This is a genomic window from Planococcus dechangensis, assembly GCF_042654465.1.
GTDB classification, from domain to species: Bacteria; Bacillota; Bacilli; order Bacillales_A; family Planococcaceae; genus Planococcus; species Planococcus dechangensis.
The window spans coordinates 1,283,669-1,305,831 of record NZ_JBHSGL010000005.1; the positions used below are offsets into that span (position 1 = coordinate 1,283,669).

Sequence of the window (22,163 nt, forward strand, 5' to 3'; positions counted from 1 at the left end):
ATTGTAGCATATAACAAAACGCCTTTAGAGAGTCAATTTACATCAGAACTAAGGTCGGACTTCCCGCTCGCGACCGGATCGATCGTCTCGCGGCGGATGTCGGCACCAAGGCCGCGGAGCTTGTCGATAATATTCGAATAGCCTCGCTCAATGTGATAAATTTCACGCACTTCAGTTTCGCCTTCAGCAAGCAAACCGGCAATCACTAACGCCGCCCCCGCGCGGAGATCCGAAGCGACAACTGTTGCCGCCGTCATTGGCGTCGGGCCGGTAATGACCGCAGCGCGGCCTTCCACACGTCCTACCGCATTCATGCGGCGCAATTCGTCGATATGCTTGAAACGGGCGGAATAAATTGTATCGGTGATCATCGAAGAGCCTTGTGCTTGGGTCATCAACACCGAAAACGGCTGTTGCAGATCCGTCGCAAAGCCCGGGTAAACAAGAGTTTTTACATCAATTGCCTGCAAATTTTCCGGTTTCGGAATATGAATCGACTCTTCGCCTTCTTGAACTTCGACGCCCATTTCGCGTAATTTTGCCGTCAACGCTTCCATATGAAATGGAATAACGTTATCAATTGTCACACCGTCGCCGGCAGCTGCGGCCATAATCATGAACGTACCCGCTTCGATGCGGTCCGGAATGATTGTATGGTTGGTGCCATGCAACTCATCAACACCTTCAATGCGAATGACATTCGTCCCAGCGCCTTTGATTTTCGCGCCCATATTGGTGAGGAGTGTGGCAACATCGATGATTTCCGGCTCTTTCGCCGCGTTTTCGATCACGGTCTGGCCTTTCGCGCGGACAGCGGCGAGCATGATATTGATAGTCGCTCCAACACTAACCACATCCAAGTAGATTTTCGCACCGCGCAGTTCATCAGCGCGCAAGTAGATTGCACCGTGCTCGTTCGTCACTTTTGCACCTAGCGCTTCAAAACCTTTAATGTGCTGGTCGATCGGGCGCGGCCCTAAGAAACAGCCGCCTGGAAGCCCGATTGCCGCATGCTTGAAGCGGCCTAGCATGGCACCCATCATATAATAGGAAGCCCGCAGTTTTTTGACGTTGCCGTTCGGCAAAGGCATATCGATCATTTCTGTTGGATCGATTTGCATCACGCCATCTTCAAACGTAACAGAACCTCCAATTTCTTCCAAGATGCTTTTCAGCGTCCAAACATCGGAAATTTCCGGCAAGCCCTCGATCGAAACTGGTGAGTTTGCCAGGATTGATGCCGGTATTAATGCCACGGCGCTGTTTTTGGCGCCGTTCACTTTTATCGTTCCAGTTAGGCGGTTACCGCCTTTTATTTTATAAACATCCATTGTATTTCTCCTTTTCCCTGTCAGCCTTATTTCACAGAGCGGGTTTCCCAATCGGCAAGGAATGCTTCAATGCCTTTGTCCGTCAATGGGTGCTTGAACATCATCTCAAGCACTTTCATCGGCATTGTGCCGATATGTGCACCGTTTAGCGCCGCGTCTGTTACGTGCTGCGGGTGGCGGATGGAAGCGGCGATGATTTCAGACTTGATGTCGTGGATCGCGAAAATCTCAGCGATCTGAGAAATCAAATCCATGCCGTTATGGCCGATATCATCTAGGCGCCCTACGAATGGTGAAACGTACGCTGCTCCGGCACGTGCAGCAAGAAGTGCCTGGTTAGCGCTGAAGATCAAGGTAACATTGACTTTCTTGCCTTCACCGGCAAGAACAGCACATGCCTTCAAGCCGTCTGGAGTCATCGGTAGTTTTACTGTGATGTTCGGGGCAAGTTCCGCAAGTTCGCGGCCTTCTTTGATCATGCCTTCTGCATCAAGTGCGATGACTTCACCGCTGATCGATCCGTCGACAAGCTCGGCGATTTCTTTCAAACGGTCATGGAATGACACGTTTTTCTCTTTTGCAACAAGTGATGGGTTGGTCGTCACACCTGAGAGAATGCCCCATGAATGTGCTTCTTTGATTTCGTCAAAATTAGCTGTGTCGATAAAAAATTTCATTTTGTAATTTCCTCCTGTATGTGGAAAAAGAGACGGCTCCGCCTCTCTCCTGTTTTTTTTATGAAGTTGCTTGTTGTGAACTGCCGAAAATACGCATCTTGCCGATGACGGTCGCTTTGATTGCATCGCGAGCCGGCGTCAAGTATTTCCGTGGATCGTACACTTCTGCGTCACTCGCCAGTTTTTCGCGGATTGCCATTGAAGCAGCAATCTGGCTTTCTGTGTTGACGTTGATTTTTGCTGTCCCAAGCGCTACTGCACGTTTGATGTCATGCTCTGGAATGCCTGTTCCGCCGTGTAAGACGAGCGGCACGTCGCAAAGCTGCGAAATTTCTTCCATTTCAACAAACCCAAGATTCGGTTCGCCCTTGTATGGCCCGTGGACAGAACCGAGCGCTGGTGCTAGGCAATCAATGCCTGTTTGTTCAACCAGCATCTGGCATTCTTTCGGGTCTGCATAGATGACGCCTTCTGCAATAACGTCGTCTTCTTGGCCGCCCACTATGCCGAGCTCCGCTTCAACCGAAACGCCTCTTGCATGAGCGTATTCAACTACTTGTCGTGTAATTTCAATGTTTTCTTCAAATGAATGATGCGAAGCGTCGATCATCACCGAAGTAAAACCGGCATCGATTGCCTCTTTGCATTTTTCAAAACTAGAGCCGTGATCCAAATGGATTGCGACAGGAACTGTAATGTTGTAATCATGCATCAGGCCTTTCACCATATGAACGACAGTTGTAAAACCGCCCATATAACGCGCCGCACCTTCTGAGACGCCGCAGATGACCGGAGATTTCTCTTCTTCTGCTGCCTGTAGGATTGCTTGTGTGAATTCTAAATTGTTCAGGTTAAACTGCCCGATGGCGTAACCTTCCTGTTTACCTTTTATCATCATATCTTTCATCGAAACCAATGGCATTTAAAATCTTCCTCCTCAGCTTAGGCACTAGCCCAATATCTTTTACACTATATCAAAAAAGGCGTCGCTTCGCCACTCGGCGCCTACTTAGTCTTCAAGTAATTCACGAACGGCATCGCGCAATTCAAAAACGTCGAATGGTTTCGTGAAATATCGCATGACGCCCCAGCTCATCGATTCTTCCACGACACCCATTTCCCCGTATGCCGTCATCATGATCACTTTGCATGCTTTGTTGCGGTTTTTCAGCCTTTTCAATAATTCGATGCCATCCATACCAGGCATTTTCATATCCATCAATACGAGATGCGGGCAGACTTGTTCGGTAATCGCGAGTGCTTCATTGCCGCTGCCGGCAACCATTGTCTCATAGCCTTCCCGCTCGAAAACTTCTTTCAATAATAGGCGGATGCCTTGTTGATCATCTACTATCAAAATCCTTTTCATGCCAACCATTCCTTCCCGGCCTTTTTCGAGGTGCAGCTGTTCTGCTATACTCGTTTGGAGGTGAACCCATTTGAAAATCTTAACGACGCAATTGACCGGCTTGTTCATGCGCCTTGGAGCAAAAGAACAAGCCATCGAAGACACTGCCCGACTGCTGGCCCAAGCGGTGATCGGCGAAGGGCGCATCTATCTGGCCGCGTCCGGTGAACTTGAAGCCGTTAACTCGGCAGCTCTCGACGGCACCGAATCGCTCACCGGAGCCGTGCGTTATGAACTTGGCACCACGCTTACTTCTGCTGACCGTGTTTGGATATTGGCTAAGAAAGACGAATCCGACGCACTGGCACAGCAATTGGCGGAATCAAATGTGCCGTTTGCGATGCTGACCGCACAAAGCCATGACAACGACTGTGCTTCCGCTTTTTTATCGATGGACATCGATAAAGGCTTACTGCCGGGAGATGAGGGCGAACGCATCGTCATTCCCCATGCGCTTGGCGCCCTGTACGTGTATCACGCTGTAAAACTGACAATTGACGAGATGCTCGCAGAGTGACGAACAACAAAAGCCTTCCCTGTTAACAGGGAAGGCTTTTGCCATCTGATCGATGCCTGCCTTCCTGAAACGAAGCGGCTATTGCTCTCACTTATCCCGCTTTTACGGAAAATACGGATAGTGTGCACCGGGGCATGATGCTCTCCCGTTTATTTCTGGTGTGCGATGGAAGCGCGAACGAACTCGCGGAACAATGGCTGCGGGCGGTTCGGACGTGAAATGAATTCCGGGTGGAACTGGCAAGCGACAAACCAAGGGTGGTCGGCCACTTCAATGATTTCCACAAGGCGTCCGTCCGGGCTTGTGCCGGTGAATTTGAATCCTGCTTTTTCGAACTGCTCACGGAATTCGTTGTTGAACTCGTAACGGTGACGATGGCGTTCATAGACCAATTCTTGTCCATATGCTTCATATGCTTTCGAATCTTTGGCAAGCTTCGCTGGATAAAGTCCAAGACGAAGCGTGCCGCCCAAATCTTCGATGTCTTTTTGTTCCGGCAACAAGTCGATGACCGGGTACAAAGTTTTCGGGTCTAGTTCGGACGAATGCGCTCCGTCCAAATTCATGATGTTGCGTGCATATTCGACTGAAGCCAATTGCATACCGAGGCAGATGCCGAAAAACGGTACCTTGTTTTCACGTGCATATTGCGTCGCCAACACTTTTCCTTCAACACCGCGATCGCCGAAACCGCCTGGCACAAGAATGCCGTCGCAATCCTTGAGCGCTTCCGCTAGGTTTTCTGCATTAATGTGTTCTGCATTAATCCACTCGACTTCGATATCCGAATCGAATGCGAATCCGGCATGCTTCAATGATTCCACTACGGAAATATAAGCATCCTGCAATTCTACGTATTTACCGACAAGGCCGATCTTCACTGATTTTTTTAGCGACTTCACTTTCTCGACGAGTTCGTTCCATTCGGTCATATCCGCTTCCGGCGCTTCGATGCCGAAATGGTCGAGGACGATTTGGTCCATGTGCTGCTCCTGCAAGCGCAGCGGCATTTCATAAATGACGTCAACGTCACGGGATTCGATGACTTCTTCGGATTTAATATCGCAGAACAACGCGATTTTATCTTTCATGTCTTGCGGCACTGGATATTCCGTGCGCACGACAATGAGGTTTGGCTGGATGCCGAGGCTGCGCAATTCTTTTACGCTATGCTGTGTCGGCTTTGTTTTCATTTCCTTTGCAGCGCCGAGGTAAGGGATGAGCGTACAGTGGATGTACATGACTTCCTCGCGGCCAAGGTCTGAACGCATTTGGCGAATCGCCTCTAAGAACGGCAAGGATTCAATGTCACCGACCGTGCCGCCGATTTCCGTGATGACGACATCGGCTTGCGCCGTTTTCGCTGCACGCAATAAGCGGTCTTTGATTTCGTTCGTGATGTGCGGAATGACTTGGACGGTACCGCCCAAATAATCGCCGCGGCGCTCTTTTTGGATGACCGTCGAGTAGACTTTACCAGTCGTCACGTTCGAGTATTTGTTCAAATTGATATCGATAAAACGCTCGTAATGGCCAAGGTCCAAATCCGTTTCTGCGCCATCATCCGTCACGTAAACTTCTCCGTGCTGATATGGGCTCATTGTGCCTGGGTCAATATTGATATATGGATCGAATTTTTGGATCGTGACACTCAAGCCACGGTTTTTCAGCAGACGCCCGAGTGATGCGGCAGTGATTCCTTTTCCTAATGATGAAACGACCCCACCTGTTACGAATATATACTTTGTCATGCTCTGTTTCCTCCTCGAATAATGAAAATAATAAATGGCCAGCTTCAGCGACAGCCAAGGTCTAGCTTATCCTCCATAAAAAAGCGGCGGCCACCCCAGCATGCGGATGGCACAGTCTGATATCGCTACCCGGCAGCGCCTAAAAAATAAAAAGCGCTCCTCCTGCAAGCGTGCAGGGGGAGCGCGTAAGCTATACGAATCATCTCTCCTATTTTAAGGAGCCCAGTAAAATCTTATCCTGTACAGCCGTTTCCGTCAAGGTGAAAAAAAGTTCAGACTACTTCAGGATATCGTCGTCTTCATCCTCTTCCTCGTCGTCTTCATCGTCAATGATGTTGCCATCAAGGTCTTCCACGAGCACATCGACATCTGGTACTTCGTCGACATCGTCATCGTCGTCTTTAGAGTCGAAATCAAGATCAGCTACAGGTGCTTTGATGACCGGCTCGTCATCGTCATCGTCGTCTTCATCGACATCATCTTCACCGAAGTCTTCGAAATCAAGCTCGTCTTCGATTTCCAAGTCCATATCGTCGAAATCTTCATCTGTTGATTTTGATTTCTTTTTCTTGCGGGCTTTAACCGTCGGTGCAGACTCTTCTTCGATCTGCTCAACCGGATACCACTCGCGGAGGCCCCAGCGGTTTTCGCCAAGAATCAAGAAACGTCCATCGATGTTCATGTCTGTGTAGTATTGCGCAAGATGTGTTTTCATTTCCTCTTCGGAAAGGCCGAGCAGCTTTTGCAATTCAGCTACAAGCTCAAGGAAAGTTTTCGTTTCTTTTGTCTCTTCCAAAATGGCATATGTTAAGTCGACGAACGACTCTTCTAGCAATTCTTCTTTAGTTAATTCGCGGATGTTCATTCGTGCACGTCCCTTCTTGTATCGTAACTTAATCCATTATATACAAAGTCCTTGCTGTCCGCTACCGGGATTTCTTTTTTCTGCGCGCAAGCTGCCCCCAACCGAAGTAGAACAAGTAAAAGGACAGGATTAAAAATGGAATTGAGCCAAGTGCTCGGTTGTATAAAACAATTACCAGCACAAGCGCTACGATGATTATGGTGTAATGGGCAGCTTTGGGCATGGTGTCATCCATCTCTTTTCCTTAAAGTTTCAACTTCTTCCATTATAGCGGACTTGCCCCCTCAAATCGACCGAAGTGCCGGATGATTCTACTTGTTGCTGCTAGCATGGAATGAAATACATCAGCCTCCAAGTGTAGAAAATACTAAGTAGAAGAGATTCCGCTACAAGGGGACGCTTTCTGAGGGGGCCGGCTTCAGCCGCTTCCCTCGCTATCGCTCAGTCCAGGGTCTTCAGCTCGTCCTGATCCCTCCAGAGTCGCCCCTTTTCGCTCCATCTCTAGTTTGAGAGACGAATTGAAATTTGTCTCTCAATGAACTAAGCTTCAGCAACTTTAATCTACTTCGTAAATTTAAATTGAATAGATATGAAGCATCTCCTTAATTATCAAGTTTAACTAAGCATCCTACTTGCGGATATACACAATCGAAAGCGACACTGTCTCGCACGCACTATATAGTGAAATCTAAAAGCCGAACTGCGCACAAGGGCGAGCCGACGCAATAAGACAAGTGCTCTTTTTGGCTTATTGCGAGAGGCCAGCCCAAAGCGGGAGGCGGCTGCTTTATGGAGAAATAACCAACGAACCATCCACCTTACCCACTTGTCCAACTCGCTCCTCCACACTTCAATCCAGCTAAGCAATAATCACCGGCAGACAAGCTTATGCCAAATCATCACAAAAAATCCCCTTGCCCATTTCTGGACAAAGGGATAGCTATTACATATTTCTGCGGTACTGTCCGCCGACTTCGTAGAGTGCTGTGGTGATCTGGCCAAGGCTTGCCACTTTGACTGTCTCCATCAACTCTTCGAAAATATTTCCGCCGGTTTTGGCAACTTGCTTCAAACGGTCCAAGGCCTCGTCTGATGGGTTACGTTCCTGGAACGAACGCAAGTTATTGATTTGCGCCTCTTTTTCCTCTTGCGTCGCACGGGCAATTTCCATCGCATTGATGTCATCGTCCGATTGCGGATTCGGGTTCAAGTACGTATTGACCCCGATGATCGGCAATTCACCGGTATGCTTCTTCATTTCATAATGCATGGACTCTTCTTGGATCTTGCCGCGCTGGTATTGCGTTTCCATTGCGCCAAGAACGCCACCACGGTCATCGATGCGGTCGAATTCAGACAAGACGGCCTCTTCGACCAGTTGAGTCAGCTCTTCGACGACAAACGCGCCTTGCAGCGGGTTTTCGTTTTTCGACAACCCGTGCTCTTTCGTGATAATCATCTGGATCGCCATTGCGCGGCGCACGGATTCTTCTGTCGGCGTCGTGATCGCTTCATCATATGCGTTCGTGTGGAGCGAGTTGCAGTTGTCCTGCAGTGCCATGAGCGCCTGCAAAGTCGTACGGATATCGTTAAAGTCAATTTCCTGTGCGTGCAAGCTGCGTCCCGATGTCTGAACGTGGTATTTCAGCTTCTGGCTGCGTTCGTTGGCACCGTATTTATCGCGCATAACGACCGCCCAAATACGGCGAGCTACCCGCCCGATGACCGTATATTCCGGATCGAGTCCATTCGAGAAGAAGAACGACAAGTTCGGTGCGAAATCATCGATGTTCATGCCGCGGCTCAAATAATACTCGACATAAGTAAAGCCGTTCGACAAGGTGAACGCAAGCTGTGAAATCGGGTTCGCGCCCGCTTCTGCAATGTGGTAGCCGGAAATCGACACCGAATAGTAGTTGCGGACTTTTTTGTCGATGAAGTATTGCTGGATATCACCCATCATGCGCAGTGCGAATTCCGTCGAGAAGATACAAGTGTTCTGCCCTTGGTCTTCTTTCAAGATGTCCGCCTGTACGGTTCCGCGGACCACTTGCAATGTTGCTTCACGGACTTCTGTGAATTCTTCAACGGTCAAGGTACGGCCGAGCTCTTCTTCTTTTTTCTGCACTTGCTGATCGATTGCTGTGTTCATGAACATCGCCAGGATAATCGGCGCAGGTCCGTTGATCGTCATCGATACCGATGTCGATGGCAAGCACAAATCAAAGCCGTCATACAGTTTCTTCATATCTTCAAGTGTACAGATCGAAACCCCTGATTCGCCGACTTTCCCGTAAATATCAGGACGGTGGTCCGGATCTTCTCCGTACAATGTCACTGAATCAAAGGCAGTTGACAAACGCTTCGCGTCGTCCCCTTTTGACAAATAATGAAACCTTCTATTTGTGCGTTCAGGTGTTCCTTCACCAGCGAACTGGCGCTTTGGATCTTCACCGGCACGTTTGAACGGGAAGACGCCTGCTGTATATGGGAACGCACCCGGTACGTTTTCAGCATAGACCCAACGCAGAATTTCGCCGTAATCCTTGAATTTTGGCAATGCCACTCTCGGAATTTTGATGCCCGACAAGCTTTCTGTCCGCAGCAATGTGCGAAGTTCCTTGTCGCGCACTTTGGTCACGAGTTCATCACCGGCATAATCCGACTGCAAAGAACCCCAGTTATTGAGGATGCGTTTCGACTCTGCTGTCAATTCATCGCGTACACCTGCAGCTAGTGATTCCAGCGAGTCGACCAGTGCATCATTCGGCGCATTTTTTTTGACTTCTTCAATAGCGCCTTCTAACTGGAATAAGCGGCGGGCAAATGATGCTTGCTCTGCGCTTTTCGCGTGGTAGCCGCGCACCGTTTCCGTAATTTCCCGCAAATAATAACGGCGGTCATTTGGAATGATCAAGTTTTCTTTTTGTGTTTTAGCGAACGCCTCATAACTCGTTTCCCAGTCGGTGCCGCATTTTTCATTGAGCGTGCCGACCAGTGCCGCGAACAAAGCATTCGTCCCTTTATCATTGAACTGGCTGGCGATTGTGCCGTATACCGGCATATCGTCCAAGTCTTTGTCCCACAACAGATGGCTGCGCTGATATTGCTTCTGCACTTGGCGGCGTGCATCTTCTGAACCTTTGCGCTCAAATTTATTGATGACGATAAGGTCTGCGTAATCGATCATATCGATTTTTTCAAGCTGCGTCGGTGCCCCGAATTCACTCGTCATGACGTACATCGATACATCGGAAATGCCCGCAATTTCAGCGTCCCCTTGGCCGATTCCGCTTGTTTCAACGACGATCAGATCAAATCCAGCCGCTCTCACGACATCGAGCACATCGCCGATCGCGGCGGACAGTTCGGTTCTCGAACCACGCGTGGCAAGGCTTCTCATAAAGACGCGGTTATTGAATATCGCGTTCATGCGGATGCGGTCGCCAAGTAATGCGCCACCCGTTTTTTGTTTCGTCGGGTCGATCGACAAGATGGCGATTTTTTTGCCTGGCAACTCCGTCAAGAAGCGGCGGATCAATTCGTCCGTCAACGAGCTTTTTCCAGCCCCACCTGTTCCGGTAATGCCGAGAACCGGCGTATTTTTCGTTTTTTCGCGAACCGCTTTCATCAACTCGGTTGTGTCGAGATTTCTGGTGTGCGCTTCTTCTGCAGTCGTGATGACATTTGCCAGTGCGACCGGATTGTCAGCAGACAGCTCATCGAGCGAGACATCCTCTTTTGCTGTCGAAAAATCACATTTCTCGACGATTTCCGCAATCATGCCCTGCAGGCCTTTTTTACGGCCATCTTCCGGGGAGAAAATACCGGCGATCCCGTAGTCTTCCAGTTCACGGATTTCGCGCGGCAAAATAACGCCCCCGCCTCCGCCGTAAATCTGGATATGTCCAGCACCGCGTTCTTCTAGCAAGTCGTGCATATACTTGAAATACTCCATATGGCCGCCTTGATACGATGAAATGGCGATCCCTTGGACATCTTCCTGGATTGCCGCGTTGACGACTTCTTCTACCGAGCGGTTGTGCCCGAGGTGAATGACTTCGACGCCATTTGCCTGTAAGATGCGGCGCATGATATTGATCGATGCATCGTGACCGTCGAAAAGAGCAGATGCGGTCACAAACCGGATGTGGTGTTTCGGCTGGTACGTGGTGCTTTCTTGAATAGTAGCCATTTATGATCAAGCCCCCTGTATCGTGATTTTTTCTCCTGCCATCCCCTGCAGCAGAAACTTCGTTTGCATTTCGATAAATTCCTGGATGGTGTAGTCGTTCAATGCCCAGCGGCGGAATGCCCACATTTGCCCTTGTACGAATAGGTGATGTGAAGCCAGGACGATTTCTTTCGGTGTGAGCGATAGTTCTCCTGAAGCCACACAATTCACCAGCAATCGTTCAAACAGCTTGGTCATTTCCATTTCTTTCGTCAGGACGTAGCCGAGTGCATCTTTCGGCAAGGATTTCGACTCCTGGTACATCACGACAAACTCATCTTGCATTTCGTCGATCAATGTATAGTACTGTTCGAGTGCTTTGATGAGCGATTCGACCGATCCATTTTCCAGGTCCAGACGGCCGAGACGTGTATTCACCTCGTCATAGATCGAATCACAGACAAGATAGAGCACGTCTTCTTTCGTTCGGATATATTCATACAGCGTACCGATGCTGAAACCGGCCGCTTTTGCAATTTCCCTTGTCGTCGTCCGGTGAAAGCCTTTTTCCTTAAAGAGCGTGACAGCGCCGCGGATCATCTGTTCACGGCGCTTTTCAATCAGGCTTTCGTCTTTTACGGAGGACTGAATTTCACGCTTTTTTGTCATAGGCCCACCCTCCGTTTATTTCGTGACCATACGGGAAATGACCAGACGCTGGATTTCCTGTGTGCCTTCGTAGATTTGCGTGATTTTCGCATCGCGCATAAAGCGTTCAACTGGGTAGTCTTTCGTATAGCCGTAGCCGCCGAATACTTGTACCGCTTCAGTCGTCACTTTCATTGCCGTGTCGCCGGCCATCAATTTCGCCATGGCGGATTCTTTGCTGTAGGACAGTTTGTTCGACTCGAGCCATGCTGCTTGATATGTCAACAAGCGTGAAGCTTCGATTGACGTCGCCATGTCGGCAAGCTTGAAGGAGATTCCTTGGTTTGTTGCGATCGGTTTGCCGAATTGCTCACGCTCTTTCGCGTAATCTACTGCTGCATCCATAGCGCCTTGTGCGATTCCGACAGCTTGTGCTGCGATGCCGTTGCGTCCGCCGTCAAGCGTCTGCATGGCGATCTTGAAGCCTTGGCCAAGTTCGCCAAGCACGTTTTCTTTCGGTACACGGCAGTTGTCGAAGATGATTTCTGTTGTCGGGCTTGAACGGATGCCGAGCTTGCGTTCTTTTTTGCCGACAGAGAAGCCGGGGAAATCTTTTTCAACGATAAATGCTGTCGTGCCTTTATGTTTCGAGTTCGGGTCAGTGACCGCGAAGACGATATAGATGTCGGCGATGCCGCCGTTTGTGATGAAGATTTTAGAGCCGTTCAAGACATAGTGGTCGCCGTCTTCTTTAGCAGTCGTCTTCATGCTTCCTGCATCCGACCCAGCCGCAGGTTCTGTCAGTCCATAAGCGCCGACTTTCGTGCCTTCTGCCATCGGGCGCAAATACTTCTGCTTCTGCTCTTCCGTACCGAAAGTATAGACCGGCCATCCGGCAAGCGATGTGTGGGCAGACAAGATAACCCCGACCGAACCATCGACACGGGACAATTCCTCAACCGCGATGCAATACGCCAAATAGTCCGAACCGATTCCGCCGTATTCTTCCGGCCAAGGAATGCCTGTAAGGCCGAGTTCAGCCATTTGATGGAAGATGGCCATATCGAAGCTTTCTTCTTCGTCGCGCTGTTCTGCTGTCGGCGCTACCTCGTTTTTCGCGAAGTCGCGGACCATTTTGCGGATCATTTTATGTTCTTCAGAAATTTGAAAGTTCATTGTGTAATTTCCCCCAATTATTTTAGTAGTTGTTTGCTGATGACGATGCGTTGGATTTCACTCGTGCCTTCGTAAATTTCCGTGACTTTGGCGTCGCGGAACAAGCGCTCGACTGGATAGTCTTTCGTATATCCGTAGCCGCCGTAAACTTGGATTGCTTCAATTGTGATGTCCATCGCCGCTTTGGAAGCGAAGAGCTTCGCCATCGACGATTCTTTATTGCATTCAATGCCTTTGGCGTACATATCAGCTGCGTTGTAAACTAAAAGTTTGGCCGCTTCGACTTGTGTTGCCATGTCGGCTAGCTTAAATGCGACGCCTTGCTGTTGTGCGATCGATTTGCCGAACTGCTCACGCTCTTTTGCATATGCTACCGCATATTCGTAAGCTGCTTCTGCGATACCGAGCGCTTGTGCTGCGATGCCGATGCGTCCGGCATTCAAGTTGGCCATCGCGATTGAAAAGCCTTTGCCTTCTTGTCCAAGCAGGTTTTCAGCTGGCACTTTCATGTTTTCGAATGTTAATTGCACAGTGCGGGAACCGTGAAGACCCATTTTTCTCTCGTCCTTGCCGACGACAAACCCAGGGAAATCTTTTTCCACAATAAACGCGGAAATTCCGCGAGCGCCCGCTTCAGGATTGGTCGATGCAAAAACGATATACGTATCGGCTTCGCCGCCGTTTGTGATGTACACTTTCGAACCGTTTAATACATAGTGATCGTCCTGTTTCACAGCACGCGTTCTTAACGCTGCTGCATCCGATCCGGCAGAAGGTTCCGTCAAACAGAACGCGCCCAAATATTCACCCGTCGCCAATTTCGGTACATATTTCGCAATCTGCTCTTGTGTCCCGAAATTGATGATCGGGTTTGTGCCGACAGACGTATGAACCGATAAAATGACGCCGATGACGCCGCTTGCTTTTGATAATTCGTGGATCGCCGTGATGTAAGACGTGAAGTCCATTTCAGCTCCACCGTATTTTTCCGGAGCAGTGATGCCCATCAATCCGAGCTCACCCATTTTCTTGATGATGTCAGTTGGAAATTCTCCTTCTTCCATCCGGTCGATAAATGGCATGATTTCTTCTTTTGCGAAATCGCGCACCATATTGCGCATCATTAATTGTTCATCTGTAAAATGCAGATCCATTACGGCTCCCCCTAAAATCTTAGTTGTATTCGTAGAAACCGCGTCCCGTTTTCTTACCGAGCCAGCCGGCTTTGACATATTGGCGCAGGAGCGGGCTTGGGCGGTATTTGCTATCGCCGAATCCGTCGTGCAGCACTTCCATGATATAAAGGCATGTATCCAGTCCAATAAAGTCCGCCAGTTCGAGAGGGCCCATCGGGTGGTTCATGCCGAGCTTCATCACTTCGTCGATCGCTTCTTTTGTCGCGACGCCTTCTTGCAGCGTGAAGATCGCTTCATTGATCATTGGCATCAAGATGCGGTTCGAAACAAATCCAGGGAAATCATTCACTTCGACTGGCGTTTTCGATAATTTTACCGTCATGTCTTCGACTGCCTGATACACTTCATCTGTTGTCGCAAGACCACGGATGATTTCGACCAGTTTCATGACCGGTACCGGGTTCATGAAATGCATGCCGATCACTCTTTCTGGACGATTAGTCGCTGCTGCGATTTCCGTAATCGGAAGTGAGGATGTATTTGATGCGAGAATGGCATGCTTCGGTGCCACTTCGTCCAAAGTTTTGAAGATTGTCGATTTGATTTCCATGTTCTCGACTGCCGCTTCGATGACGATGTCGACATCGTGGGCATCTTTCAAATCCAAAGAAGATTGGATGCGTCCGAGTACTTGTGACTTTTCATCTTCTGTCATGCGGCCTTTTTCGACATTGCGTGACAAGTTTTTCGTGATGTTCGCGATGCCCCGCTCATATGCTTCTTGTTTCATATCGTTCAGTTTTACGTTAAATCCAGCTTGCGCGCAGACTTGCGCAATACCGGAGCCCATTTGGCCGGCCCCGATGACCATGACGTTTTGGATAGACATTTTTATTTTTCCCCTTTCGGTACTTCGATCATGACAGCGTCGCCTTGCCCGCCGCCTGAGCAGATAGCGGCAATCCCGATGCCGCCTCCGCGGCGTTTCAATTCATAAGCAAGCGTCAAGATGATGCGCGCCCCGCTTGCGCCGATCGGATGCCCAAGTGCAACAGATCCGCCGTTGACGTTGACTTTTTCTTCATCAAGTCCCGCGATTTCCGAACTCGCGAGCGCCACTGCAGCAAATGCTTCGTTGATTTCAAAAAGATCGATTTCTTCCAAAGACTTGCCGGTTTTCTTCAGTAATTCGTTGATGACGATCCCTGGCGTTTCGGGGAATCGATGCGGTTCGATCGCGACTTCCGTATGCGCTACTACATGCGCTAAAACAGATTTCCCTTCTTTTTGGGCGCGTTCTTCACTCATCAATACGAGTGCAGCTGCTCCGTCGTTGATTCCTGGGGCATTTCCTGCTGTGATCGTGCCGTCTTTTCCAAACGCCGGGCGCAGTTTTGCCAACACTTCTGCAGTTGTTCCTTCACGCGGCGCTTCGTCTTGATCGACTTTAATTGGATCGCCCTTACGCTGAGATACTTCAAGCGGCGTGATTTCTTCTGCAAAATGGCCGCGGGCTTTGATTGCGCGCTCATGCGAACGGGCTGACCATTCGTCTTGTCTTTCGCGTGACAGGTCAAAATCTTGCGCTGTGGAGTTGCCGTATGTGCCCATATGGACTTTGTCCGGATGGAATGAGCATGACAATCCGTCGTGGATCATGCCGTCTACGACTTGTGAATCGCCCATGCGCAGGCCGAAGCGTGCTTTCGGCAAATAATAAGGCGCATTTGACATTGACTCCATGCCCCCTGCAACGATTAATTCTTCGTCTCCCAAACGGATGATTTGATCTGCGAGTGTCACAGAACGCATGCCGGATGCACATACTTTATTGATTGTTTCAGATTTCACATGGTATGGAATGCCAGCTTTTTTCGCTGCTTGACGGGAAGGGATTTGCCCTTGGCCTGCCTGTAATACGTTGCCCATGATGACTTCTTGTACATCTTCAGGGTTTACTTGCGCACGATGAAGCGCTTCTTTAATTGCTGCTGCACCCAGGTCACTCGCTGAGAATGAGCTGAGCGAACCTCCGAATTTTCCGAATGCTGTACGTGCTCCGTCGATGATCACTGTTTTTGCCATTTTGTGTTCCTCCTCATATTTTGGAAACGTTTTCATAAAAGCTAAAAAATTTTATACCGCCTAAACGGCTGGTTTTTCTTTTCTTGGTGTCTAGCAAATTCCAGCCAGGTTCTCGGGTCATAAGCCAACCCTGAGTCTAGTTCAGTGCCTAGCTCTTCGGGTCATAAGCCGCCCCTGCTATGTGGCAAAAACGCCACTTCGCAGGTTCGTCTTATGCCTGTCAGAGCTAAACAGGCACTTACACTTTTCATTGCTGTGCGGCAAAGAGCGCCACTTCGCCGGTTCGTCTTATGCCGGTCGAACCTGAACGGCTGGTTTTTCTTTTCTTAGTTGACTGAACGCTCGCTCGACTTGAGTACATAAGAAAAGGGAGTGCTACACTCCCTTTCATTTTTCTCTATGTTGTTATTCTACTCAATTTTCTGTCAGTTGGCAAATCAATTATTTATCGGACTTTGAAAGCCGATACCGCCGATTAGATCAAAAAAAAAGCGGAGATGATGAACCTCCGCTTTTTACCGTTTTTCTATTGGACAATTTCCTCTACTGGCGGTGCTTCGTTGCCGATTACGGCCATTTCGAGAAGTTCTGCGACATCGTATGTGCCGACTTCTTCTTCGACTTCTTTCGCTTTCGTACCGTCCGAAAGCATCGTCAAGCAGTATGGGCATCCGGAAGAGATCATGGTTGGACTTACTTCAAGCGCCTGTTCGGTACGGGCTACGTTGACGCGATGTCCTGCATCTTCTTCCATCCACATGAGGCCTCCACCCGCTCCACAGCACATGCCGTCTTGGCGGTTGCGGACCATTTCAACGAGTTCGACGCCTTCGATCGCTTTCAGTATTTCGCGCGGTGCGTCGTAGACATCGTTGTAGCGGCCAAGGTAGCAGGAATCATGGAACGTGATTTTCTCATTGACCGCAAATTGCGGCTTGAGCTTGCCTTGTTGAACCAGGTCAAAGAGCATTTCCGTATGGTGGTAGACTTCCGCTTCAAAGCCGAAATCCCCATACTCATTTTTGAAGATATTATATGCATGCGGATCGATTGTAACGATTTTGGTCACGCCTGCTTTTTCGAACTCTTTGATATTGGCGGTCGCGAGTTCTTGGAATAGGAATTCATTGCCTAGACGGCGCGGCGTATCGCCGGAGTTCTTTTCTTTGTTGCCGAGAATGGCGAACTTGACGCCCGCTTCATTCATCAAGCGCGCAAAGGACAGGGCGATTTTTTGTGAGCGGCTGTCGAATGAGCCCATTGAACCGACCCAGAACAGATACTCGAATTCTTCACCAGCTTTACTGACTTCTTTAACTGTTGGAATGGAGATGTCAGGACGTGCATCTCTCCAGTTTTCTTTATCTTTGCGGTTAAGTCCCCAAGGGTTGCCTTGCTTCTCGATGTTTGTCATCGCGCGCTGGGCATCTTTGTCCATTTTCCCTTCCGTCATGACAAGGTAACGGCGCAAGTCGATGATTTTGTCGACGTGCTCGTTCATTACCGGGCATTGGTCTTCACAGTTGCGGCAAGTTGTGCATGCCCAAATTTCTTCTTCTGTAATTACGTCGCCGATCAAGCTTGGACTGTAAAGGTCGTCAATTGAAACGTCTTCAGCGCCTGCAGCCATCGCCAATTGGTTTCCTTGTGTATGACTGAATGCCATTGCCGGAACCCATGGTTTTTTCTGCGTCATGACAGCGCCTGTGTTCGTCAAGTTGTCCCGAAGTTTCGTGATGAGATCCATCGGAGACAGCATCTTGCCGGTTCCAGTCGCAGGACACATATTCGTACAGCGTCCGCACTCTACGCAAGCGTAGAAGTCGATCATCTGTGACTGTGTGAAATCCGTGATTTTCCCTACGCCGAATGAAGGCATGGCGTCCGGGTTGTCTTCATCTTCTTCTTCCATTTCCTCGAAATTGATCGGCTTCAAGCGACCGACATGGTCCAAACGGTGGAACCAAGTGTTGACCGGCCCGAAGATAAGATGGGCGTGCTTGGATTGCGGTACGTAGACAAGGAACACCAATAAGAACATTAGATGCGCCCACCACATAATATAGAAGATGGTTGCGGCAGCTACAGTCGGTAGCCATGCAAATGCACCGGCCACGACGGAAGCGACAGGCTCAGTCCAGACGCCTTCATGGCCATGCCAGATCATGCTCATGCCGTTTCCGATCAGCACTGTGACCATCAGTCCGCCGATGAAAATGAGCACCAGGCCGGATTTCCATCCGCGCTTCAAACGAACAAGCTTTTCGATATAGCGTCTATAGAATGCCCAGACAACTGCAACGAGAATCATTAAAGTCACAAGCTCCTGGAAGAATGTAAACGCCGGGTAAAGCGGGCCGAGCGGCAAATGCGCATCCGGCGATAAGCCCCGAATGATGAAATCGATGGCGCTCGCTTGTACCAGCAAGAAGCCGTAGAAGAACATCACGTGGATGATTCCGCTCTTTTTATCTTTCATTAATTTCTTCTGGCCGAAAACATTGACCATCACTTTACGGACCCGTTCATTGAAGTTTTCTTCAAACTCCACTTTCTTGCCGAGCTTGATAAAGTCATAACGCGATTTCATCAAATAGATGAACAAGTAGACAGCGTAAGCGGTTACAAGTAAAAATAACACCCAGTTAGCGATGAGCAAAAACTCCATCGTGTAGTCCCCCCTTGTTGATTATGTAAATCCCCGATTCTTAACCAAAGTTTACGTGAACTGCGGCAGAATGTCGATACTATGTTCTAGTTTAAAAGTGAATGAGCATTCAGTCAATAGATATTTGTATAAAATTGGCGATATATTAATTTCATGTGTCGATCTTCCATCAAGGCGCTTTGCCAGAGACTTATCAATGATTGCTTCAACTCTCTCAAGCAGTGCGGAAATAGCCTGTGACAACTTACTTTCTTCTAATCCTCAACAATCGGTCACAAAAAAAGCCGCTCTATAAGCGGCTGCGGTGTTACTCGAGTAGTTCATGGAGCTGTTGGCCAAAATAATGCATCGCTTCAGCCACTTTTTTTTGTGCGACGCCGACTAGCAAGCATGTCGCCGGGCCAGCCGATGCTTCACCCGCTAAACCTTCAGCAAGCGCCGTTTCTTTTCCAAACAATTGCTCTGCTTCATAAGCGATGCCGCGTGAACCCACGGGCCACACACGTTCAATCAATTCGTTATCGAGCGCCGCTTTGACCAACTTTAAGTCAGCAATTTTTTCGGGCTGGCGTATCACCGCTTCTCCCACAAGCGGCTCACCGACGGCAAACCAGTGGAGTACAGCTGCTTCCTGCTGCTCGCGGACACGCCGGCCAATCATTGTTAACGCAAATCCTGATTGAAGCGTTTCCATATTACTTTCAGTGCTTCCGGAAATCGGGGGCACTGGGCTGTCTAGTTCGGAGAACAACTGGCCGATGCCTTCGATATAGCGATGCCATTGCTGCTGTCCGCTGAAGTTATGAAGTATGATCGCCGACACTTCCCCTCCCGCTGCCCATTGCTCTGCCAATGCGACGCGGGCGACGAATTTCGCGGCCAGCGCATCCGGCGCATGAACTGCATCAAGCTCCTTTTCCCCGATCGCCGCTGAATTATCCGAAGTGACGATCAACCCTTCGACGACTATAGCATTGCGCATCAGGCAAACCTCCCCGCTATTTGAACAACAAACGGTGCGACAAGCGCAGCGACGGCCGCGTTAATGACAGCGGCCAGTACCAAAGCCGGGACGGATGCATAGAAAAAAGCCGGCGATAACAGAAAGTAAAACGGAAGCGCGGCCAGAACACCATTGCCGACGATAAATACTCCCCATTTCAGCCAAGCCCTGCCATTTTGATGCAATTTCGCGAATAGCCAGACGACCGCAAACATTTCCACGGCAATCAAGATGTGAAATGGGCCGAGCGGCATGCCGCCAAACAAGGCCGATAATATATGTCCACCTGCTGCAATAAATCCCGCCAGCGGTGCTGCGAGAAACAACGCGGCGATTAATGCAGGCATCGCATCAAGCGCAATGGAAGCAATGCCGAGCGGTATTTTCACCATGCCGCCGATTGCCGATAAGCTGATGAACACTGCGGCCAGTGCTATTTGCTGCGTCTTCATTTTCACTCTCCCTGTTTTTTCGAACGGCCGCCGTCTTTGAATACTTTGGCACTGCGCACGTATTCGTTATCCGGCACATCAAGCCGCGCGTTGGCGACGCGTGCTGCTGCAAACAAGTAATCCGACAAGCGGTTCAAATAACGCTGGACGACGGGCGGAAAATCTTCGCCGGCTTTCGCCAAGCTGACCGTCTGGCGTTCTGCACGGCGTACGATGGTCCGCGCGATATGCAAAGTGGCAGCTGCCGGCGTACCGCCAGGCAAAATAAAGCGCTCCAATAACGGCGGCTCGTCCATCAACACATCGATGCGCTGCTCAAGACGCTCCACTGATTCTTCACTTGTTTTGTACTGCGGCGTTTTGCGGACATCCGCCAAATCACCGCCGCAATCGAATAACTCGTTTTGAATCGCCTCGAGATCTGCCAGCAGATCGTCAAAACGGCCGCGCTCGAGTTCGGTCATCGCTTTTCCAATAAAAGAATTTGCCTCATCGATGGTGCCGTATGCTTCAACTCGCGGTGCATCTTTGTCCGTCCGTGCGCCGATCAAACCTGTCTGCCCTTTATCTCCTGTTTTCGTGTAAATGTTCATTTTATTCATCTCCTTTAATAGTTTGTGGTATGCCGTACCAAATGCGCGTAATGTGATCGGCTTGCCCGAATAGGTATTGATAGATTCTGCCCGTGACGTCACGCCAATTTCGTTCGATCGGATCAATCGGGACGATGCCTCGGCTGATATCCGTTAAAATCCAAATCCGTTGTCCCGGGCTATCTACAAGTTGTCCGACAGCAGCCAAAATAGCTTGTTCAGACCGGCCTTTTTCCAACTGCTGGCGGATCCATTGCTCCACTCCGGCAATTACCGCGGCTTGTCCGGGTTCTGGCAGTTCCGCTTCGTGCCAATCGAAGCGAGCATCTACGAAATGTTCTTTTACGTATTGCCTTTTGCCATTAAAGGCTCCGCCGAAAATGATATGCATCGCTGCCCCTCCTTATAAGCCGACTTGCTCGACCATATCACCGTATAGCAATTGCCGTGTAATGCTTGTTGCGAAAAAAATGCCTGCCCTGTGGCTTTTGACAATAAATAGCGGATCGGGCCGCCATGGGTGATGATGATAAAATCCCCAGTCTCCGAAAACCGGTCAGTAGCCGCATCGATGCGCTCTGCCAACTGCTGAAAGCTCTCGCCATTTGGAGGCGCCACACTTCGGGGATCATCAATCCAACTGCGGTAATGCGCATCCGTCTTCAACTCGTCATAAGTCATCTTTTCCCAATCGCCGAAATGCAATTCCCGAAAATTCGGATCTGGGTTGTATCGGGCGTTCGGGTATAAAACTTCCGCCGTTTGACGGCAGCGCAGTAAGTCACTGCCCCAGACGAGTTCTTTAGAGTTATCTGGCGCTGCAATAAATGGCAAAACCGGTTCATCGGTCCAACCGATATAGGCTTTTCGTTTATTGCCGGCAGTCGGTGCGTGACGGATTAAATGAAGAACAAAAGCATTCCCCATAACAACAGCTCCATTCCTTCTACGAAAGCACCGAGCAGATCCCCGGTGACTCCCCCAAAGTTTTTTTCACACCATTTTTTATAGAGTATCGTCGCAATCGCCGGTACGAGCACAAAGGCTAAAGCGATCGGCCAACCGCAGAAGATCCATAAAGCAATGGTCAACAAGCCGGACCAGGCAGCCATTGATATGTATAGTGATTTTTGGTCGGTCAATGTTTTAAAGTAGGCAGCCAGCCCGTCTGTTTTCGCTGGATTTGATTCATTGAACAAGACGGTTAACCCAATGCGGCTGATAATCGGCACAGCTGCGAGTGCAAATAATGAAACAGACGGGATAAGTTCCGCCAGCACGATGATCTTTCCGGCAATCGCGAAAATGAGAACCATCGTCCCAAAAGCACCGATTCTCGGATCTCCCATAATCTCGAGCCGTTTTATACGGTCCTGGTATGAAAAATACGCATCGGCCGTGTCCGCGAGACCGTCCATATGCAAACCGCCCGTCAGCGCCCATAATGCGGCGGCAAGAACAAACGCCATCAGCAGCGGACTGGCATCTGCCCCATCACGCAATAGCCATAACATTGCTGCGAGCAGCGCACCGAATGATGCTCCCACTATAGGCAAGGAGGCATACATGGCGGTCACTTGCGGTTTTTTCATCGGCAATTGTTTATGGATGGGGAGGGCCGAGAAAAATTGAAAAGCGAGCATCAAGCCTACGATTGTTCGATTTGCCAACTGCCCCAC

General features: G+C 49.6%; 20 protein-coding genes. 1 reads left to right on the forward strand and 19 read right to left on the reverse strand.

The genetic code is table 11. The features are described 5' to 3' along the window. Positions 1-32 precede the first annotated feature (32 nt). From ACFO5U_RS09510 to ACFO5U_RS09525, 4 genes are all read right to left on the reverse strand, one after another. Positions 33-1,331 carry a UDP-N-acetylglucosamine 1-carboxyvinyltransferase gene (locus ACFO5U_RS09510; RefSeq protein ID WP_377278718.1) on the reverse strand — a complete coding sequence of 433 codons (1,299 nt, stop codon included), beginning with the start codon at positions 1,329-1,331 and terminating at the stop codon, positions 33-35. A gap of 26 nt (positions 1,332-1,357) precedes the next feature. After that, positions 1,358-2,008 carry a fructose-6-phosphate aldolase gene (gene fsa, locus ACFO5U_RS09515; RefSeq protein ID WP_377278719.1) on the reverse strand — a complete coding sequence of 217 codons (651 nt, stop codon included), beginning with the start codon at positions 2,006-2,008 and terminating at the stop codon, positions 1,358-1,360. Between the two features lie 58 nt (positions 2,009-2,066). Then, complete coding sequence (locus ACFO5U_RS09520; RefSeq protein WP_377278720.1) at positions 2,067-2,930, reverse strand: class II fructose-bisphosphate aldolase; 864 nt, start codon at positions 2,928-2,930, stop codon at positions 2,067-2,069. An 87-nt stretch (positions 2,931-3,017) separates the two neighbouring features. Beyond that, complete coding sequence (locus ACFO5U_RS09525; RefSeq protein WP_377278721.1) at positions 3,018-3,377, reverse strand: response regulator; 360 nt, start codon at positions 3,375-3,377, stop codon at positions 3,018-3,020. 70 nt (positions 3,378-3,447) lie between these two features. On the opposite strand from ACFO5U_RS09525, the gene ACFO5U_RS09530 reads away from it, so the two are divergent. Beyond that, positions 3,448-3,933 (forward strand): DUF2529 family protein, encoded by a 486-nt coding sequence (locus ACFO5U_RS09530; protein ID WP_377278722.1) that lies wholly within the window; start codon positions 3,448-3,450, stop codon positions 3,931-3,933. A 149-nt stretch (positions 3,934-4,082) separates the two neighbouring features. On the opposite strand, the gene ACFO5U_RS09535 is transcribed toward ACFO5U_RS09530, so the two are convergent. The 15 genes from ACFO5U_RS09535 to cobS all read right to left on the reverse strand — a co-directional run bounded on the left by ACFO5U_RS09535 (position 4,083) and on the right by cobS (position 22,154). Further along, a complete protein-coding gene (locus tag ACFO5U_RS09535) occupies positions 4,083-5,684 on the reverse strand; it encodes a CTP synthase (RefSeq protein WP_377278723.1) in 1,602 nt (533 codons plus the stop codon). Between the two features lie 277 nt (positions 5,685-5,961). After that, positions 5,962-6,549: a DNA-directed RNA polymerase subunit delta gene (gene rpoE, locus ACFO5U_RS09540; RefSeq protein ID WP_377278724.1), complete on the reverse strand. Its 588-nt coding sequence runs from the start codon at positions 6,547-6,549 to the stop codon at positions 5,962-5,964. 943 nt (positions 6,550-7,492) lie between these two features. Beyond that, on the reverse strand, positions 7,493-10,744 hold the full coding sequence (icmF, locus tag ACFO5U_RS09545; RefSeq protein ID WP_377278725.1) for a fused isobutyryl-CoA mutase/GTPase IcmF: 3,252 nt from the start codon (positions 10,742-10,744) through the stop codon (positions 7,493-7,495). 6 nt (positions 10,745-10,750) lie between these two features. Next, positions 10,751-11,392: a TetR/AcrR family transcriptional regulator gene (locus tag ACFO5U_RS09550; protein WP_377278726.1), complete on the reverse strand. Its 642-nt coding sequence runs from the start codon at positions 11,390-11,392 to the stop codon at positions 10,751-10,753. A 15-nt stretch (positions 11,393-11,407) separates the two neighbouring features. Next, positions 11,408-12,547: an acyl-CoA dehydrogenase gene (locus ACFO5U_RS09555; protein WP_377278727.1), complete on the reverse strand. Its 1,140-nt coding sequence runs from the start codon at positions 12,545-12,547 to the stop codon at positions 11,408-11,410. Positions 12,548-12,564: 17 nt separating this feature from the next. Next, a complete protein-coding gene (locus tag ACFO5U_RS09560) occupies positions 12,565-13,701 on the reverse strand; it encodes an acyl-CoA dehydrogenase (RefSeq protein ID WP_377278728.1) in 1,137 nt (378 codons plus the stop codon). A gap of 19 nt (positions 13,702-13,720) precedes the next feature. After that, positions 13,721-14,572 carry a 3-hydroxybutyryl-CoA dehydrogenase gene (locus tag ACFO5U_RS09565; RefSeq protein WP_377278729.1) on the reverse strand — a complete coding sequence of 284 codons (852 nt, stop codon included), beginning with the start codon at positions 14,570-14,572 and terminating at the stop codon, positions 13,721-13,723. Positions 14,573-14,574: 2 nt separating this feature from the next. Beyond that, on the reverse strand, positions 14,575-15,768 hold the full coding sequence (locus ACFO5U_RS09570) for an acetyl-CoA C-acetyltransferase (protein ID WP_377278730.1): 1,194 nt from the start codon (positions 15,766-15,768) through the stop codon (positions 14,575-14,577). A gap of 526 nt (positions 15,769-16,294) precedes the next feature. Then, positions 16,295-18,436 (reverse strand): (Fe-S)-binding protein, encoded by a 2,142-nt coding sequence (locus ACFO5U_RS09575; protein WP_377278731.1) that lies wholly within the window; start codon positions 18,434-18,436, stop codon positions 16,295-16,297. A gap of 307 nt (positions 18,437-18,743) precedes the next feature. Continuing rightward, complete coding sequence (locus ACFO5U_RS09580; protein ID WP_377278732.1) at positions 18,744-19,418, reverse strand: alpha-ribazole-5-phosphate synthase; 675 nt, start codon at positions 19,416-19,418, stop codon at positions 18,744-18,746. Next, complete coding sequence (locus ACFO5U_RS09585) at positions 19,418-19,891, reverse strand: ECF transporter S component (RefSeq protein WP_377278733.1); 474 nt, start codon at positions 19,889-19,891, stop codon at positions 19,418-19,420. Before ACFO5U_RS09585 ends, ACFO5U_RS09580 begins: the two co-directional genes overlap by 1 nt. A gap of 2 nt (positions 19,892-19,893) precedes the next feature. Next, on the reverse strand, positions 19,894-20,484 hold the full coding sequence (locus ACFO5U_RS09590; protein ID WP_377278734.1) for a cob(I)yrinic acid a,c-diamide adenosyltransferase: 591 nt from the start codon (positions 20,482-20,484) through the stop codon (positions 19,894-19,896). 1 nt (position 20,485) lies between these two features. Beyond that, entirely contained in the window at positions 20,486-20,875 is a 390-nt protein-coding gene (locus tag ACFO5U_RS09595) for a bifunctional adenosylcobinamide kinase/adenosylcobinamide-phosphate guanylyltransferase (protein ID WP_377278735.1), read from the reverse strand. After that, positions 20,827-21,411 (reverse strand): histidine phosphatase family protein, encoded by a 585-nt coding sequence (locus ACFO5U_RS09600; RefSeq protein ID WP_377278736.1) that lies wholly within the window; start codon positions 21,409-21,411, stop codon positions 20,827-20,829. Before ACFO5U_RS09600 ends, ACFO5U_RS09595 begins: the two co-directional genes overlap by 49 nt. Beyond that, on the reverse strand, positions 21,384-22,154 hold the full coding sequence (gene cobS / locus ACFO5U_RS09605) for an adenosylcobinamide-GDP ribazoletransferase (RefSeq protein ID WP_377278737.1): 771 nt from the start codon (positions 22,152-22,154) through the stop codon (positions 21,384-21,386). The genes ACFO5U_RS09600 and cobS overlap by 28 nt, the downstream gene beginning before the upstream one ends. Positions 22,155-22,163 lie beyond the last annotated feature (9 nt).